Source organism: Variovorax sp. 20P10.2.4 (assembly GCF_058244205.1).
This window is the reverse complement of record NZ_JBZAYE010000114.1, coordinates 1-16,337: the sequence shown is the minus strand read 5'-3', so window position 1 is coordinate 16,337 and position 16,337 is coordinate 1. Positions and strand designations below refer to the sequence as shown.

16 protein-coding genes are annotated in these 16,337 nt (G+C 68.3%); 8 read left to right on the top strand and 8 right to left on the bottom strand.

Features of this window, described 5'->3' with window-relative positions; genetic code table 11:
* The 3 genes from AC27VN_RS13755 to AC27VN_RS13745 all read left to right on the top strand — a co-directional run.
* Window positions 1-861 (top strand): glycosyltransferase family 2 protein (locus AC27VN_RS13755; protein WP_490876888.1); only part of this gene is annotated, 861 nt, incomplete at its 5' end.
* Window positions 858-1,886, top strand: coding sequence for a glycosyltransferase family 2 protein (locus tag AC27VN_RS13750; RefSeq protein WP_490876887.1), 1,029 nt, complete (start codon window positions 858-860; stop codon window positions 1,884-1,886). The genes AC27VN_RS13755 and AC27VN_RS13750, both read left to right, overlap by 4 nt.
* Before the next feature lie 18 nt (window positions 1,887-1,904).
* On the top strand, window positions 1,905-2,948 hold the full coding sequence (locus tag AC27VN_RS13745; protein ID WP_398496107.1) for a glycosyltransferase family 2 protein: 1,044 nt from the start codon (window positions 1,905-1,907) through the stop codon (window positions 2,946-2,948).
* 13 nt (window positions 2,949-2,961) lie between these two features.
* On the opposite strand, the gene AC27VN_RS13740 is transcribed toward AC27VN_RS13745, so the two are convergent.
* Complete coding sequence (locus tag AC27VN_RS13740; protein WP_431511387.1) at window positions 2,962-3,720, bottom strand: glycosyltransferase family 2 protein; 759 nt, start codon at window positions 3,718-3,720, stop codon at window positions 2,962-2,964.
* A gap of 43 nt (window positions 3,721-3,763) precedes the next feature.
* Here AC27VN_RS13740 and AC27VN_RS13735 point away from each other — a divergent pair, with 43 nt between their 5' ends.
* The 5 genes from AC27VN_RS13735 (at window position 3,764) to AC27VN_RS13715 (ending at window position 8,903) form a co-directional block, all read left to right on the top strand.
* Window positions 3,764-4,861: a glycosyltransferase family 4 protein gene (locus AC27VN_RS13735; protein ID WP_093353938.1), complete on the top strand. Its 1,098-nt coding sequence runs from the start codon at window positions 3,764-3,766 to the stop codon at window positions 4,859-4,861.
* A gap of 58 nt (window positions 4,862-4,919) precedes the next feature.
* Complete coding sequence (argB, locus tag AC27VN_RS13730) at window positions 4,920-5,813, top strand: acetylglutamate kinase (protein WP_093353940.1); 894 nt, start codon at window positions 4,920-4,922, stop codon at window positions 5,811-5,813.
* A 110-nt stretch (window positions 5,814-5,923) separates the two neighbouring features.
* Complete coding sequence (gene slmA / locus AC27VN_RS13725; RefSeq protein WP_093353943.1) at window positions 5,924-6,571, top strand: nucleoid occlusion factor SlmA; 648 nt, start codon at window positions 5,924-5,926, stop codon at window positions 6,569-6,571.
* A gap of 121 nt (window positions 6,572-6,692) precedes the next feature.
* Window positions 6,693-8,216: a catalase gene (locus AC27VN_RS13720; protein ID WP_490876886.1), complete on the top strand. Its 1,524-nt coding sequence runs from the start codon at window positions 6,693-6,695 to the stop codon at window positions 8,214-8,216.
* Between the two features lie 126 nt (window positions 8,217-8,342).
* Entirely contained in the window at window positions 8,343-8,903 is a 561-nt protein-coding gene (locus tag AC27VN_RS13715) for a hypothetical protein (RefSeq protein WP_296794449.1), read from the top strand.
* A 15-nt stretch (window positions 8,904-8,918) separates the two neighbouring features.
* Here AC27VN_RS13715 and AC27VN_RS13710 read toward each other — a convergent pair whose 3' ends face one another.
* The 7 genes from AC27VN_RS13710 to AC27VN_RS13680 are packed head-to-tail and all read right to left on the bottom strand — an operon-like array spanning window position 8,919 to window position 16,297.
* On the bottom strand, window positions 8,919-9,977 hold the full coding sequence (locus AC27VN_RS13710) for a malate/lactate/ureidoglycolate dehydrogenase (RefSeq protein WP_490876885.1): 1,059 nt from the start codon (window positions 9,975-9,977) through the stop codon (window positions 8,919-8,921).
* Between the two features lie 3 nt (window positions 9,978-9,980).
* The gene (locus AC27VN_RS13705) at window positions 9,981-10,913 is read right to left on the bottom strand and encodes an SMP-30/gluconolactonase/LRE family protein (protein ID WP_490876884.1); all 933 of its coding nucleotides are present in this window, start codon (window positions 10,911-10,913) and stop codon (window positions 9,981-9,983) included.
* A gap of 13 nt (window positions 10,914-10,926) precedes the next feature.
* Window positions 10,927-12,453 (bottom strand): UxaA family hydrolase, encoded by a 1,527-nt coding sequence (locus tag AC27VN_RS13700; RefSeq protein WP_490876883.1) that lies wholly within the window; start codon window positions 12,451-12,453, stop codon window positions 10,927-10,929.
* Window positions 12,454-12,487: 34 nt separating this feature from the next.
* Window positions 12,488-13,882 (bottom strand): TRAP transporter large permease, encoded by a 1,395-nt coding sequence (locus AC27VN_RS13695; protein ID WP_208509332.1) that lies wholly within the window; start codon window positions 13,880-13,882, stop codon window positions 12,488-12,490.
* A gap of 21 nt (window positions 13,883-13,903) precedes the next feature.
* Window positions 13,904-14,461, bottom strand: coding sequence for a TRAP transporter small permease (locus AC27VN_RS13690; RefSeq protein WP_296794434.1), 558 nt, complete (start codon window positions 14,459-14,461; stop codon window positions 13,904-13,906).
* Window positions 14,462-14,519: 58 nt separating this feature from the next.
* Window positions 14,520-15,530, bottom strand: coding sequence for a sialic acid TRAP transporter substrate-binding protein SiaP (locus AC27VN_RS13685; RefSeq protein ID WP_398496127.1), 1,011 nt, complete (start codon window positions 15,528-15,530; stop codon window positions 14,520-14,522).
* A 59-nt stretch (window positions 15,531-15,589) separates the two neighbouring features.
* A complete protein-coding gene (locus AC27VN_RS13680; RefSeq protein WP_093353965.1) occupies window positions 15,590-16,297 on the bottom strand; it encodes a FadR/GntR family transcriptional regulator in 708 nt (235 codons plus the stop codon).
* Between the last annotated feature and the right edge of the window lie 40 nt (window positions 16,298-16,337).

Here is a 16,337-nt window from a genome sequence, read left to right as displayed (position 1 = left end):
CCGCCGCTGGTGTCGCTGTTCATTCCCACGCGCAACGGCCTGAAGCTGGTGCGGCAATGCATCGAGAGCATCCTCGAGAAGACCCTGTACTCGCGCTACGAGATCATCCTGATCGACAACGGCTCGGACGACCCCGAGGCGTTGCGCTACTTCGAGGAGATCTCGGCGCGCGCGGGCGTGCGCGTGCTGCGCGACGACAGCCCCTTCAACTACTCGGCGCTCAACAACCAGGCCGCGGCGGTCGCGAAGGGCGAGGTCTTCGGCCTCATCAACAACGACATCGAGGTGATCTCGCCCGACTGGCTCGGCGAGATGGTCTCGATCGCGCTGCAGCCCGGCGTGGGCGCGGTGGGCGCGCGGCTCTGGTATCCCGAGAACACGCTGCAGCATGCGGGCGTGGTGCTGGGCTACCGCGGCGGCGTGGCCGACCATGCGCATCGCCGACTCGGCCAGGGCGATGCCGGCTACTTCGGGCGCGCGGCGCTGCAGCAGGGCTTCTCGGCCGTGACGGCCGCCTGCCTGATCGTGCGGCGCGCGCTCTACGAACAGGTGGGCGGGCTCGACGAGAAGAACCTCAAGGTCGCCTACAACGACGTCGACTTCTGCCTGCGGCTGCGCGAGGCCGGCTATCGCAACGTCTGGACGCCCCATGCCGAGCTCTACCACCACGAATCGGCCACGCGGCCCTCGGACCTGTCGGAGGCGCAGATCCAGCGCTTCCTCGGCGAGGAGGGCTACATGAAGCAGCGCTGGGGCGAGTTGCTCTTCAACGACCCGGCCTACAACCCGAACCTGAGCCTCGCGATCGAGGACTTCAGCTATGCCTGGCCGCCGCGCGCGGCGAGGGTGGCGGCGCCATGAGCGTGGTTCCTGCTTCTTCCGCCGAGGTGTTGACCGTTTCGGTTGCCCTGTGCACCTACAACGGCGAGCGCTTCGTGCGCGAGCAGGTCCGCAGCATCTGCCTGCAGACCCGGCCGCCGATCGAGATCGTGCTGTCCGACGACGCCTCGCGCGATGCCTGCGTCGAGGTGGCGCGCGCCACTGTCGAGGAATGCCTGCGCGAGCGGCCCGGCCTCGCGATCGCGCTGCGCGTCATCGTCAATCCCGTCGGCCTGCGCGTGGTCAAGAACTTCGAGCAGGCGGTGCGCGCCTGCAGCGGCACGCTGATCGCGCTGTCGGACCAGGACGATGCCTGGGTGCCCGAGCGGCTCGAGCGGCTGGTGGCCGAATTCGAGCGGCGGCCCGAACTGCGGCTGCTGCACTCGGACGCGCGCCTCGTCGACGCCCAGGGCGCGCCGCTGGGCGGCACGCTGTTCCATGCGATCGAGGTCACGGCCAGCGAGCTCGCGCGCATGCATGCGGGCCAGGCCTTCGACGTGCTCCTGCGCCGCAACATCGTCACCGGCGCGACCACGGTGTTCCACCGCGAGCTGTTCGACGCGGTGCTGCCGTTCCCGGTCGAATGGGTGCACGACGAGTGGATCGCCACGGTGGCCTCGGCCTTCGCGCGCATCGACACCGTCGAGGCGCAACTGATCGACTACCGCCAGCATGGCGGCAACCAGATCGGCGCGCGGCGCGACACCTTCATGGAGAAGGTGCGCAAGGCCCTGGCCTCGCGCGGCACCACCCACGTCGAGCGCGCGCGCAAGGCCGAACTGCTGCTCGAACGCCTCGAGCAGGTCGCGCGCGCGGGCCGGCCGGTGGCCCCCGACACGCTCGACAAGCTGCGCGGCAAGATCGTGCACCAGCGCTTCCGCACGCAGCTGCCGGCCTCGCGCTGGGCGCGCGTGCTGCCGATCCTGCGCGAGGCCCGAACGGGTCGCTACGACCGGTTCGGCCGCGGTTTTCGCGGCGTGGTGCGCGATCTGTTCGAATCCGTCTGATCCATTCCAGAGCCATCCGTGAGCCACATCCCCCAGACCTCCGTCCCCGTGCCGCCGACCGTGGTGGTCGTGATCCCGTTCTACAACGGCGCGGCCTTCATCGAGCGCTCGGTGGCGAGCGTGTTCGCGCAGTCGATGCCGGCCAGCGAGGTCATCGTGGTCAACGACGGCTCGCGCCCCGAGGAGCGCGCCAGCCTCGACGCGCTGGCCGCGCGCTTCCCGTTCCGCATCCTCGACAAGGAGAACGGCGGCCAGGGCTCGGCGCGCAACGCCGGCGTGGCGGCCTCGACGGCCGAGTACATCTGCTTCCTCGACCAGGACGACTTCTACCTGTCGAACCACATCGAGATCCTGGTCAAGGGCATCCCGGCGGACGATCCGCGCCTGGGCTTCGTCTACGCCGACCTGGCCGAGGCCGACGGCGAGGGCAACATCATCCGCGCGGCGATGGTCAAGGACCACACGCTGCACCATCCGAAAACCAACATCTTCGAGATGCTGCGGCACGACATCTTCGTGCTGCCCTCGGCCGCGATCGTGACGCGCAAGGCCTTCGATGCGGTAGGCGGCTTCGACACCCAGTTCATGGGCTTCGAGGACGACGACCTGTTCCTGCGCATCTTCCGCAAGGGCTTCACGAACCACTTCATCGACAAGGTGGTCACGGTCTGGTGCATCCACACCGGCAGCACCTCGTTCGACATGCGCATGATCCGCAGCCGCTTCAAGTACTTCAAGAAGCTGGTCGGCATGTTCCCCGACGAACCGAAGCGCAACCGCTACGTGCTGCGCGACTGCCTGATGCCGCGCTTCGGCCGCTTCTTCATGGACCACGTGATCGAGGCGGTGAAGGCCAACGACCCGAACCGCGCCGAGATGAGCGCGGTGCTCGCCGAGTACGCGGCGATCGTCTATGCGAGCCCGGCGGTCAGCGGCCGCAAGAAGCTCGAGCTGCGCGCCACCGTCTTCATGGCCGAGCACAGCCCGCCGGGGCTGATCCGCGCCATCGGCAAGCTGACGCGGTTGCCCGGGGTGCGCTCGCTGCGGCGATTGCTGGGCTGAGGGTCGGGGCCGATCAGGCCGCCTGGCGGCGCAGCCGGCGATAGCGCCAGAACGCGCCCGAAGCCCAGATCTTCAGCAGGCTGGTGACATGCCAGTAGAGGTACTTGCTGCTGCGGTGGCTCGCGCGCTGCGCGTCGTGCCGCGCGCGCAGCTGCTCGCCGACCTGCAGCCGCCAGCCGGCCAGCTGCACCCGCGCGCAGATGTCGAAGTCCTCGCCGTACATGAAAAAGCGCTCGTCGAAACCGCGAACGGCGGCATAGGCCTCGGCGCGGAACAGCATGAATAGGCCCGGCACCCAGGCCGGAACCGTGGGGCGCGCATAGCCGGGCTTCTTGCGCGTGAGGATCTCGAGTGGCGTCAGGATGTCGCGGTGCTGCTCGGGCTCGCGCTTGCCGGGCTCCATGATGCGCGGCGTGAGCAGCCCCGCGTCGGGTGCAGCCAGCGCGACCAGCGGCGCCAGCACGTCGGCATCGAAGCGGATGTCGGGGTTGAGCACCAGGAACCATGGCGTGGCGCAGCGCTCGAAGGCCTGGTTGTGGTTGGCGCCGAAACCCTTGGGCTGCGCGTTCTCGATGCGTTCGAGCGCGAAGCCCCAGGCGGCGCCAGCCAGTGGCGCGTCGGACTCGGGGATGTTCAGCGTCAGCACCACCTTGGCCACCTGTTCGCGGCTGAAGCGGTCGATCTGGTCGAGCAGGGGGCGCACGAGTTCGAGCTGCCCGTGGCTCACGATCGAAATCGTGACGGCGGGGGAGGTCGTAGCGGGGGTGGCCATGGTCTAATTTCGCCCGGGGATTCTAGGGGCCCCGCTACCACCCATGATTGCCCTGATCGTCATCAGCTTCTTCGTCGCCGCCTTCGCGGTCCAGATCTTCATGCGCCGCGCGCGCCGCCATGCGCGGCTGTACGGCGCCGACATGCCGCAGCGCTTCCACAAGGGCCATGTGCCGCGCCTGGGGGGCGCGGGCATCATCCTCGGCATGGGCGTGGCCTGGCTCGCGGCCGGCATCACCGGCACCGATCCGTTCAACGTCTCGTGGCCCGCCTCGGCCTCGATGCTGATGCTGGTCTGCATCCTGCCGGCCGTGCTCGGCGGCATCGTCGAGGACGTCACCCAGCGCGTGCAGGTGCGCTGGCGGCTGATGCTCACGCTGGGCGCGGCGCTGCTGGTGTGCTGGGTGCACGGCCTGAGCCTCGCGCGCACCGGCATCCCGCTGGTCGACGGCTGGCTCGCGGCCGTGCCCTATGCCTCGGTGCTGTTCGCCGCGCTCGCCATCGGCGGCCTGCCGCATGCCTTCAACATCATCGATGGCTACAACGGCCTCGCGGGCACGGTGGCGGTGCTGGTCTGCCTCGCGATCTCGCACGTGGCGCTGCAGCTCGGCGACCGCCAGCTCGCGGCCATGATGGTCTGCCTGGTCGGCGCGACCTTCGGCTTCCTGATCTGGAACTACCCGCGCGGCAAGATCTTCGCGGGCGACGGCGGCGCCTACGTCTGGGGCATGGTGATCGCCGTGGCCTGCGTGACGCTGGTGCAGCGCCATCGCGTGGTCTCGCCCTGGTTCCCGATGCTGCTGCTCATCTATCCGGTGTGGGAAACCCTGTTCTCCATCTACCGCAAGCTCGCGCGCGGCCAGTCGCCGGGCACGGCCGACGCGCTGCACTTCCACCAGCTGATCTTCCGCCGCATCGTGCGCGTGGCCTTCGCCGACGACGAGGCGCGCCAGCTGCTCGCGCGCAACAACCGCACCTCGCCCTACCTGTGGATCTTCGCCGCGATGTCGGTGGTGCCCGCGGTGCTGTTCTGGAACAACACCTGGGTGCTGATGTTCTTCTGTCTTCTGTTCGTCACGACCTATGTCGGCGCCTACCTCATGATCGTGCGATTCAAGGTGCCGCGCTGGCTGCGACCCTGATCGTTCGTCTTTGCGAGAATCCCGTCCCATCGTTCACCGTCCCGGAGCCTGACCGCCCATGACCGACCCCGTCCTCAACATTCCCCCGCGCGACAAGGCCGAGATCCTGGCCCAGGCGCTGCCGTACATCCGCAAGTTCCACGGCAAGACCATCGTCATCAAGTACGGCGGCAACGCCATGACCGACCCGGCGCTGCAGGCCGACTTCGCCGAGGACGTGGTGCTGCTCAAGCTGGTCGGCATGAACCCGGTGGTGGTGCACGGCGGCGGCCCGCAGATCGAGGCCGCGCTCAACCGCCTGGGCAAGAAGGGCAGCTTCATCCAGGGCATGCGCGTGACCGACGCCGAAACCATGGAAGTCGTCGAATGGGTGCTGGCCGGCGAGGTGCAGCAGGACATCGTGGGCCTGATCAACCAGGCCGGCGGCAAGGCCGTGGGCCTGACCGGTCGCGACGGCGGCCTGATCCGCGCGCAGAAGCTCAAGCTGGCCGACCGCGCCGATCCCAACGTGCACCACGACGTGGGCCAGGTCGGCGACATCGTCTCGATCGACCCGAGCGTGGTCAAGGCGCTGCAGGACGACGCCTTCATCCCCGTCGTGAGCCCGATCGGCTTCGGCGAGGAGAACGAGAGCTACAACATCAACGCCGACGTGGTGGCCGGCAAGCTGGCCACCGTGCTCAAGGCCGAGAAGCTGATGCTCCTGACCAACACGCCCGGCGTGCTCGACAAGGACGGCAAGCTGCTCACCAACCTGAGCGCGCGCGAGATCGACGACCTGTTCGCCGACGGCACGATCTCGGGCGGCATGCTGCCGAAGATCGAGGGCGCGCTCGACGCGGCCAAGAGCGGCGTCAATGCCGTGCACATCATCGACGGCCGCGTGCCGCACGCGATGCTGCTCGAGATCCTGACCGATCAGGCCTACGGCACGATGATCCGCGCGCGCTGAGCGCGTGGGGGCCGGCCCAGAGGCGGGCCGGCGGCCAGCGGGCGCGCGGGGAGGCGCGCGCTCACTGCTGTGCGAGAATCAATTGTTTACATCTTCCGCACGCGCCTCCCATGCAAAACGAAGAGACAGTCGTCCCCGGTGCAGAGACCCAGGCCGAGACCGCGCCGGCCGCTCCGGCGCGCAAGCGTCCCAAGCCCGGCGAGCGGCGCGTGCAGATCCTGCAGGCCCTGGCCGCGATGCTCGAGCAGCCCGGCGCCGAGCGCGTGACCACCGCGGCGCTGGCCGCCCGCCTCGAGGTCAGCGAGGCCGCGCTCTACCGCCACTTCGCGAGCAAGGCGCAGATGTTCGAGGGCCTGATCGACTTCATCGAGCAGAGCGTGTTCACCCTGGTCAACCAGATCCTCGAGCGCGAAGCCACGGGCAAGGAGCAGGCGGCCCGCATCATCGCGATGCTGGTGCAGTTCGCCGAGCGCAACCCCGGCATGACGCGCGTCATGGTCGGCGATGCGCTGGTCTACGAGAACGAGCGGCTGCAGCAGCGCATGAACCAGTTCTTCGACAAGATCGAAGCCAGCATCCGCCAGGCGCTGCGCGAGGACCGCGCCGCCGAAGGCTCGGCCACGCCGAGCGTCGACGCGCAGGTGCGCGCCTCGGCCCTGACCTCGCTGGCGGTCGGCCGCCTGCAGCGCTTCGCGCGCTCGGGCTTTCGCCGCGAACCCTCCGAACACCTCGACGCGCTGCTCGCGCTGGTGCTCTGAACCGCTGAGGGCAGGGCCGCGCAGCGGCCGTGGCTTATCGTCGGCATAGGCAATCGCAATCGAAACAGGTCATTCGATTGTTGAAAATAAACGGGCTCCCACAACCGATAGGAAAAGCCCAATGACCGATCCCCGCAAGCTCACCACCGAGAACGGCGCGCCCGTCGAGAACAACCAGCAGTCGCAGACCGCGGGCGTGAACGGCCCCGTGCTGATGCAGGACCACCACCTGATCGAGAAGCTCGCGCGCTTCGACCGCGAGCGCATCCCCGAACGCGTGGTGCATGCGCGCGGCTCGGGTGCCTTCGGTACCTTCGAGGTGACGGCCGACGTCACGAAATGGACCAAGGCGAAATTCCTCGGCCAGGTCGGCAAGAAGACCGAGGTGCTGGCGCGCTTCTCGACCGTGGCGCTCGAGCTGGGCTCGGCCGACACGGTGCGCGATCCGCGCGGCTTCGCGCTCAAGTTCTACACCGAGGAAGGCAACTACGACCTGGTCGGCAACAACACGCCGATCTTCTTCATCCGCGATCCGCTCAAGTTCCCCGACTTCATCCACTCGCAGAAGCGCGACCCCTACAGCCACGTGCAGGAGCCGAACAACGCCTGGGACTTCTTCTCGCACTCGCCCGAGGCCACGCACCAGTTCACCTGGTTGTTCGGCGACCGCGGCATTCCGAAGAGCTACCGCCACATGGACGGCTTCGGCTCGCATACCTTCCAGTGGGTGAACGCCCAGGGCGAGGCCTTCTGGGTCAAGTACCACTTCAAGACCAACCAGGGCATCGAGACCTTCGTCGCGCAAGAGGCGCAGCGCGTGGGCGGCGAGAACCCGAACCACCACCACCTCGACCTGCTGCATTCGATCGAGCGCGGCGAGTTCCCGAGCTGGCGCGTGCAGGTGCAGATCATGCCGGTGGCCGAGGCGCAGAACTACCGCTTCAATCCCTTCGACCTGACCAAGGTCTGGTCGCACAAGGACTATCCGAAGATCGACATCGGCGTCCTCACGCTGAACCGCAACCCCGACAACTACTTCGCCGAGATCGAGCAGGCCGCGTTCAACCCGGCCAACTTCGTGCCGGGCATCGGCCCCTCGCCCGACAAGATGCTGCAGGGCCGCCTGTTCAGCTACGGCGACACGCAGCGCTACCGCCTGGGCATCAACCACACGCAGCTGCCCGTGAACCGGCCGCACGCGACCACGGCGCAGAACTACGGCCGCGACGGCGCGATGCGTGGCGACGGCAACGGCGGCCGCGGCCCGAACTACGAGCCCAACAGCTTCAGCGATGCGCCCAAGCAGAGCAACGAGCCGGTCTACGCGCCGATGCAGATCCACGGCTGGACCGGCAGCCACCAGTGGCAACAGCACCCCGAGGACACCGACTTCGTGCAGGCCGGCGACCTCTACCGCCTGATGGACGAGGCCGCGAAGGAGCGCCTGATCCAGAGCATCGCGGGCGGCCTGGGCGCGGTCACGCGCCAGGACATCATCGACCGTTCGGTGAGCTACTTCCGTCAGGCCGATGCCGACTACGGCGCGCGGCTCGAGAAGGCGATCCGGGCCGTGCAGGCGAAGATCAGGGGCGACGACACCAGCGTGCAGATCGGCAAGCCGGCGCACGACGCGAGCAGGAGCTGAGCGGCAAGGTGCGCGGTGCGGCGCGCTCCCGCTTCGGTGGGGCGCGTCGCTCGTTCATGTCGCAGGAAGTCGCTAAGCTCGCACGGGCCGCATTTCCAACATGAACCCTCCAGGGACGACCTCTCCATGCGCTCGCTGATCCTCGTCTTCACGCTGCTGTGCCTCCCTCCGTTCGCTTCGGCGGCGGTGTTCGAGGATGCGATCGGCGTGTCCTTTCCCGACCGGGTCGGCGGCTTGCAGCTCCAGGGCAGGGAGACCTTTGCGCAGAAAGCGCTGGGCAGCGCCACGCGCTACCGCAGCGATGGCCATCTGCTTGCCTCGACGTATGTCTACACCGGTGGCCTGAGCAGCATTCCCGAGGGCACCGAATCCGCCGTGGTGCGCAAGCATTTCGCCCAGGTGATCGACGAGGCGAAGCAGATGGAGGCCATGGGCCATGCGAGCAAGGTGACGGTGCCAGCCACGCCCGGGCAGGTCACGCAGTTCGCAGGCTGCGGCCCGCAATTCATCTGGAAGGCCTTCGAGATGGACCTCGATGGCAACCTGATCGTGTCGAACACCTACCTCACGGCCGTGCGCAACAACTTCGTGAAGCTGCGCATCAGCTACCCCAAGACCGACATCACCGGCCGACAAAGCGCCGATCGCTTCATCGAAGACATCCGCAAGGTGCTCGGGCGCTGCTAGCGTCCGCCGGGCCGGTCAGGCGACCTGCACGCCCACCTTCGCCCCCGCCGCCACGATCTCCCCCCAGGTCGCATCGTCGACCCAGATCCCGTCGCGCTGGCGCGCCGCGCGCGCCTTGCGCTCGGGCTCGCCCGCGATCTGCACCGCGTCGAAGCCCTGGCCCGGCGGGCTGCGGCGCAGCCACTCGACGAACTCGCGCGACTCCTGGTCGAAGCTGGCCTGGGTGCCCAGGCGCTCGGGATCGATCAGCACGGTGAGCATGCCGTTGAGCACGCTGCGGCTGGTGTCGGCCGGCCGGTGCCAGGTGCCGCCGCCGGTCAGCGCGCCGCCCAGCAGCTCGCAGGCCAGCGCCATGCCGTAGCCCTTGTGTTCGCCGAAGGTCATGAGCGCGCCGAACAGGCCGTTGCCCTGCGGCACCACCACCACGCCGGGGTCGTCGGTGGGCGCGCCCTTCTCGTCGATGAGGTAACCCGGCGGCACGCGCTCGCCCTTGTTGTGGGCCACGCGCATCTTGCCCTGCGCCACGCGGCTGGTGGCGTAGTCGAGCACGAAGGGCTCGGCGCCCGCGAGCGGGATGCCGATGCAGCAGGGGTTGGTGCCGAAGCGCCCGTCGCCGCCGCCCCAGGGCGCGACCACCGGGCGCGAGAGCACGTTGACGAAGTGCATCGACACCAGCCCGTGCGAGGTCGCCATCTCGGCGAAGTGGCCGATGCGGCCGAGGTGGTGCGCATGCGCGAGCGTGAGGATGCAGCTGCCGTGGCGGCGCGCGCGCTCGATGCCGAGCTCCATCGCCTGCACGCCCACCACCTGCCCGTAGCCGTGCTGGCCGTCGAGCGAGAGCAGGGTGCCGATGTCGAGGTTGATGCGCACCGAGGCATTGGGATGCAGGCCGCCTTCGGCGACCGCGTCGATGTAGCGCGGCAGCATGCCCACGCCGTGCGAGTCGTGGCCGCTGAGGTTGGCCATCACGAGGTTGGCCGCGACCTGTTCGGCCTCGGCCTGCTGGCTGCCCGCGGCGCGCAGGATGCTCGCGACGGTGGATTGCAGGCTCTCGGCCTGCAGTGTTCTCGGCATGGTTCAGATTCCTTTGGCGTTCACGGTGATGGCGTAGAGCGAGGTGGTGGCGCAGACGAACAGGCGGTTGCGCTTGGGCCCGCCGAAGCAGACATTGGCCACGCGCTCGGGCACGCGCAGCTTGCCCAGCAGCGTGCCGTCGGGGTGGTAGACATGCACGCCGTCGGCGGCGCTGGTCCAGATCCGGCCCTCGGTGTCGAGCCGGAAGCCGTCGAACAGGCCCGCGGTGCATTCGGCGAATACCTCGCCGCCGCGCAGGCTCCTGTTGTCGGGGTTGACGAAGAAGCGGCGGATGTGCCGTGGCCCGTCCGGGTCGTGGCTCGCGCCGGTGTCGGCGATGTAGAGCATGTGCTCATCGGGCGAGAAGGCCAGCCCGTTGGGCTTCACGAAATCGTCGGTCACGCGCTCGACCGCGCCGCTGGCCGGGTCGATGCGGTAGACATGGCAGGCCCCGATCTCGCTCTCGGCGCGCAGGCCCTCGTAGTCCGACAGGATGCCGTAGCTCGGGTCGGTGAACCACACGCCGCCGTCCGAATGCACCACCACGTCGTTCGGCGAGTTGAGCCGCCGGCCCTGCCAGTGCGAGGCCAGCACGGTGATCGAGCCGTCGTGCTCGGTGCGCACCACGCGGCGCGCCAGGTGCTCGCAGCTCACGAGCCGGCCCTGTCGGTCGACGGTGTTGCCGTTGGTGTTGTTCGCGGGTTCGCGCAGCACCGCGGCCTGGCCGTTGCGCTCGTCCCAGCGCAGCATGCGGTCGTTCGGAATGTCGGACCACACCAGCATGCGCAGCGCGCCGAACCAGGCCGGGCCCTCGCACCAGCGCCCGCCGGTCCACAGCCGCTCGAGCCGCTCGGGCTTGGGCACCAGGCCCGTGAAGCGCGGGTCCAGCGTCTCGAAGCCGGTGCCTTCCAGCGCACCGAAGGGAAGCGTCGTCATCGGCCGTGCGCTCCTACATCACCGCGCCGACCTGCCAGGGCACGAACTCGTTCTGCCCGTAGCCATGTTGCTCGCTCTTCGAGGGCGTGCCCGAGGCCGTGGCCAGCACCAGCTCGAAGATGCGCTCGCCCATCTCCTGGATCGAGGCCGTGCCGTCGACGATCTCGCCGCAGTTGATGTCCATGTCCTCTTCCTGCCGCTTCCACAGCGCCGAGTTGGTCGCGAGCTTGAGCGAAGGCGAGGGCGCGCAGCCGTAGGCCGAGCCGCGGCCGGTGGTGAAGCAGATCAGGTTGGCGCCGCCGGCCACCTGGCCCGTGGCACTCACTGGGTCGTAGCCCGGCGTGTCCATGTAGACGAAGCCGTGCGCCGTCACCGGCTCGGCGTATTCGTAGACCGCCTCGAGGTTGCTGGTGCCGCCTTTGGCCACCGCGCCCAGCGACTTCTCGAGGATGGTGGTGAGGCCGCCGGCCTTGTTGCCCGGCGAGGGGTTGTTGTTCATCTCGCCCTCGTTGATGGCCGTGTAGTGCTCCCACCACTTGATGCGGTCCACCAGTTTCTGGCCCACCTCGCGCCGCACCGCGCGCCGCGTCAGCAGGTGCTCGGCGCCGTAGACCTCGGGCGTCTCGCTGAGGATCGCGGTGCCGCCGTGCGCCACCAGCAGGTCGACCGCCACGCCCAGCGCGGGGTTGGCGCTGATGCCCGAATAGCCGTCGGAGCCGCCGCACTGCAGCCCGATCGTGATGTGGGCCGCGCTGCAGGGTTCGCGCGTCACGGCATTGGCGCGCGGCAGCATCTCCTCGATCAGCGCCACGCCCTTGTCGACGGTCTTGCGCGTGCCGCCCGTGTCCTGGATGTTGAAGACGCGCAGGTTCTCGCCCTCGGCGAGGTTGCCGGTCGCGAGCCAGGCGTTGATCTGGTTGGCCTCGCAGCCCAGGCCCACCACCAGCACGGCCGCGAAGTTGGCGTGCGTGGCATAGCCGGTCAGCGTGCGTTCGAGGATCTGCATGCCCGTGCCCTGCGTGTCCATGCCGCAACCGGTGCCGTGCGTCAGCGCGATCACGCCGTCGACGTTGGGGTAGGCCGCGAGCGCCGCCGGGTTGGTCTTGCGCGAGAAGTGGTCGGCGATCGCGCGCGCGGCCGTGGCCGAGCAGTTCACGCTGGTCAGCACGCCGATGTAGTTGCGCGTGGCCACGCGGCCATCGGCGCGCCTGATGCCCATGAAGGTCGCCTCGCGCTTCGCGGGCGCGGGCTTCACGTCGGCGCCGAAGGCGTAGTCGCGCGCGAAGTCGCCCTTGTCGGGCCCCATGTCGAGGTTGTGCACGTGCACGTGCTCGCCGGGCGCTATCGCCTTGCTCGCGAAGCCGATGATCTGGTTGTAGCGGCGCACCGGTTCGCCGGCTGCGATGGCGCGCATCGCGACCTTGTGGCCCGGCGGTATCAGGCCATGGACCTTGACGTCCTCGACGACGGTGCCGCCGAGCAGTTGCGAACGCGCGATGACGACGTCGTCGGCGGGATGGAGTCTTATGTAGGGATTCATCGTGTGGGGGCCGGCGCGGGACCGCCGGTCGGGGTCATTGCATGATCTTCGGCAGCCATAGCACCGTGGCGGGCCAGTAGGTGATGATGCCTAGGCTCAGCAGCAACGGCACCAGCCAGGGCAGGATCGCCATCGTCGTGCGCTCGATGCTGAGGTTGGCGATGCGCGCGAGCACGAACAGCACCATGCCCATCGGCGGATGCAGCACGCCGATCATGAGGTTGAGCACCATCACCACGCCGAAGTGCACCGGGTCGATGCCGAGCTGGTTCGAGATCGGCAGCAGGATCGGCACCAGGATCGTGATCGCGGCCGTGGTCTCGAGGAAGCAGCCGACGAACAGCATCAGCAGGTTCGCGAGCAGCAGGAAGACCCAGGCGTCCTTGGTGAAGTTGAGCACCCAGCTCGCGATGTCGGCCGTGACGCCGGTGGCGGTCAGCATCCAGCCGAAGATCGAGGCCGCCGCCACGATGAAGAGCACGGTCGAGGTCGATTCCACCGTCTCGAGGCAGACCTTGACGAACATCTTCCACTTGAGCGTGCGATACCAGAAGAAGCCCAGCACCATCGCCCACACGCAGGCCGCGATCGCGCCCTCGGTGGCGGTGAACAGGCCGGTCGCCATGCCGCCGATCAGCAGCACCGGCGTCATGATCGGCAGCACCGCCTCGAACCTGAAGACCTTGTCGGCCACGAACAGGATCGCCAGCGCGATCAGCACCGCGGGCTGCGCGGGCGCGCCGAACTTGTCGACCGCGAACCACAGCAGCGTGGGCCACAGGCACACCACCAGCAGCTCGACCAGCGCCTTCATGAGCCGCGGCCACTGGAACTTCACGTCCGCGCCCCAGCCGTTCTTGTGCGCGTAGTAGGCCACCGTGAGCATCATCAGCAGGGTCATGATCAGGCCCGGCATCAGGCCCGCGATGAACAGCGCGCCCACCGACACGTTGGCCATCATCCCGTAGATCACGAACGGCAGGCTCGGCGGAATGATCGGGCCCAGCGTGGCCGAGGCCGCGGTCACGCCGACCGCGAACTCGGTCGAGTAGCCGTGTTCCTTCATGGCCTTGATCTCGATCGTGCCCAGGCCCGCCGCGTCCGCGATCGCGGTGCCGCTCATGCCCGAGAAGATCACCGAGCCGAGGATGTTGACGTGGCCCAGCCCGCCCTTGAGCCAGCCCACCAGCGCGAGCGCGAAGTTGTAGATGCGGTTGGTGATGCCGGCGTTGTTCATCAGGTTGCCGGCGAGGATGAAGAAGGGAACGGCCAGCAGCGGGAAACTGTCGACGCCGCTCACCATGCGGTGGATGACGACGAAGCCCGGCAGGTTGCCGCTCCAGAGGATGTAGACCAGCGAGGCGCCGGCCATGGCCACGGCGACCGGGATACCGGCGCTCATGAACAGCAGAAAGACGATCTTCAGCATGTCGTGGGAATGGTTCTGACCTCAGCGGTCGTCGATCGTGGATTCGGGCCGTTCCAGCACGCAGTAGCCGCGGCGCCAGTGCACCACGCTGACCTGCACCGAGCGGACCAGCATGGCGGCGAAGCCCAGCAGGCAGACGCCGTAGACGATGTTCATCGGCAGGTCGACGATGGTCATGCTGGCGTTGTTGCCGATCTTGATCATCATCTGCACCGTCATCACCACCGCGGCCGCGAAGAAGGCGGTGCGCAGCACGTCGACCAGCAGGCCCAGCGCGCGGCCCACCTTGAGCGGCAGGTGGCGGTAGAAGAAGTCGACCTGAATGTGGTTGTTGCGCGCCACGCCGATCGCGGCGCCGACGAACACCGTGCCCACGAGCAGGTAGCGCGCGATCTCCTCGGTCCAGGAGGCCGAGTCGTTCAGCACGTAGCGCGTGATGAACTGGTAGAGGACGGTCAGCCCCAGCACCCAGAACAGGCCCAGCGCGACCCAGCCCTCGACCGTGGTGCCGGACAGGTCGACCGCCTCGTCGGTGACGTGGAACTCGCCGTCGTCGCCGAGCAGCTTTTCATCGCTCATCGTGTCTCCTCGTTGTCGTGCAAGGGCGGCCGGCCATGACGGCCGGCCGCGCGCGGCTTCACTGGATGGCGATGATCCGGTCGTAGTCCTGCTGGCGATAGCCGTGGTCGGTCGGCTTGGTGTTCTTCAGCACGGCCTCGCGGAACGCGTTCTTGTCGACCACGATCACGTTGTTGCCCTTCTTCTTGAACTCCTCCACCAGCCGGGCCTCGGAGGCGATGATCTCGCGGCCGGTCTTCTCGGCCGCTTCCTGCATCACGTCGCTGAACATCTTCTTCTCGTCGGCGCTGAGCTTGCCCCAGAGCTGGCCCGAGACCACGGTCAGCAGCGAGTCGACGATGTGGCCGGTCAGCGAGATGTTCTTCTGCACCTCGAAGAACTTCTTCGCCTCGATGGTGGGCAGCGGGTTCTCCTGCGCATCCACCGTGCCGCTCTGCAGCGCGAGGTAGACCTCGGCGAAGGCGATCGGCGTAGCATTGGCGCCCAGCGACTTGGGGAAGGCCAGGTAGGCCGGCGCATCGGGCACGCGGATCTTCAGGCCCTTCATGTCTTCCGGCTTGCTCACGGGCCGTGCCGCGCTCGAGGTCACGTGGCGCGCGCCGTAGTAGTTGAGCGCCGTGATGTGGTTGCCGGTCTTGTCGTCGTAGCCCTTGGCGAGCTCCCTGAACACGTCGCTCTTGGCGTACTTGAGCTGGTGCTCGGCGTCGCGGAAGATGAACGGGAAGTAGGTGATGGCCAGCGGCTTGTAGCTGTTGCCCGCGAAGCTCGCGCCGGTCAGCACGATATCGACCGTGCCGAGCGTCAGGCCCTGGTTGATGTCGGCTTCCTTGCCGAGGCTGGAGGCCGGGAAGACCTGGATGTCGTACTTGCCGTTGCTGCGCTTCTTGATCTCCTCGGCGGCCCACACCGAGTACTTATGGAAGGGCTCCGAGGTCTCGTAGACGTGGGCCCACTTGAGCTTGGTCTGGGCCGAGGCGAGGCCCGACACGCCGAGCGCGCCGGCCGCGAGGGCGCAGGCGGCCAGGGCCTTGAGGGCGGTGCGCTTGCTGTTCTTGCTGTCTCTGATCATGTGGCTTGTCTCCGTTGTATTAGTTGGCAGTGGCAGTTGGCAGGAATGCTGGCGAGGTGTCAGGAAGGCTTCGCGCGTCGCCAGCTCGCGCTGAATCGCTGGTGGGACTTGTCCATGTGCTCGTGCATCGCGGCGCGCGCGGCCTCGGCGTCGCGCGCGGCCACCGCGTCGCGGATCGCCTCGTGCTCGGCGATGGCCGAGCGCCACGAGGACACCGTCTCGAAGTAGCCGCCCAGGCGCGTGAAGATCGGGCCCTTGCGCGAGTCCCAGAAGTTCTGCACCGTCTCGATCAGCACCGCGTTGCCGCTGGCGCCGACGATCGCGAGGTGGAAGGCGCGGTCGCCCTCGAGCGGCATCACCGTGCGGTCGGCCAGTTCGCGCATGACCTCGATGGCGCGCGTCATCGCGTCGACGTCCTTGCGCTTGCCCATCTGCGCCGCGATGGCCGCGGTCTCGCCCTCGATCACGCGGCGCGCGCGGATCAGCTCGAGCGGTCCCCACTCGGTGGGCGCCACGGGCGCGCTGGCGCGGTGCGAGCGGTCGAGCACGTACACGCCCGAGCCGGTGCGCACCTCGACCCAGCCCTCGACCTCGAGCGCGATCAGCGCCTCGCGCACCGAGGGGCGGCTCACGCCCAGCTGCTTGGCCAGGTCGCGCTCGGCCGGCAGGCGCGCGCCCACGGCGAACTCGCCCTGGCCGATCAGCGCACGCAGCTGGTCGGCGATCTGGCGATAGAGGCGTTGGGGTTCGACGGTCTGCAGGGGCACGGAGAAGAGAAGGTGAGCAGGGTTAGAACGTGTTCATGAC

Bases quoted from the DNA above. Each gene is read 5' to 3' on its own strand.
- AC27VN_RS13750 (WP_490876887.1), top strand. From the start codon at position 858: ATGAGCGTGGTTCCTGCTTCTTCCGCCGAGGTGTTGACCGTTTCGGTT.
- AC27VN_RS13740 (WP_431511387.1), bottom strand. From the start codon at position 3,720: ATGGCCACCCCCGCTACGACCTCCCCCGCCGTCACGATTTCGATCGTG.
- AC27VN_RS13735 (WP_093353938.1), top strand. From the start codon at position 3,764: ATGATTGCCCTGATCGTCATCAGCTTCTTCGTCGCCGCCTTCGCGGTC.
- argB (WP_093353940.1), top strand. From the start codon at position 4,920: ATGACCGACCCCGTCCTCAACATTCCCCCGCGCGACAAGGCCGAGATC.
- slmA (WP_093353943.1), top strand. From the start codon at position 5,924: ATGCAAAACGAAGAGACAGTCGTCCCCGGTGCAGAGACCCAGGCCGAG.
- AC27VN_RS13720 (WP_490876886.1), top strand. From the start codon at position 6,693: ATGACCGATCCCCGCAAGCTCACCACCGAGAACGGCGCGCCCGTCGAG.
- AC27VN_RS13715 (WP_296794449.1), top strand. From the start codon at position 8,343: ATGCGCTCGCTGATCCTCGTCTTCACGCTGCTGTGCCTCCCTCCGTTC.
- AC27VN_RS13710 (WP_490876885.1), bottom strand. From the start codon at position 9,977: ATGCCGAGAACACTGCAGGCCGAGAGCCTGCAATCCACCGTCGCGAGC.
- AC27VN_RS13705 (WP_490876884.1), bottom strand. From the start codon at position 10,913: ATGACGACGCTTCCCTTCGGTGCGCTGGAAGGCACCGGCTTCGAGACG.
- AC27VN_RS13700 (WP_490876883.1), bottom strand. From the start codon at position 12,453: ATGAATCCCTACATAAGACTCCATCCCGCCGACGACGTCGTCATCGCG.
- AC27VN_RS13695 (WP_208509332.1), bottom strand. From the start codon at position 13,882: ATGCTGAAGATCGTCTTTCTGCTGTTCATGAGCGCCGGTATCCCGGTC.
- AC27VN_RS13690 (WP_296794434.1), bottom strand. From the start codon at position 14,461: ATGAGCGATGAAAAGCTGCTCGGCGACGACGGCGAGTTCCACGTCACC.
- AC27VN_RS13685 (WP_398496127.1), bottom strand. From the start codon at position 15,530: ATGATCAGAGACAGCAAGAACAGCAAGCGCACCGCCCTCAAGGCCCTG.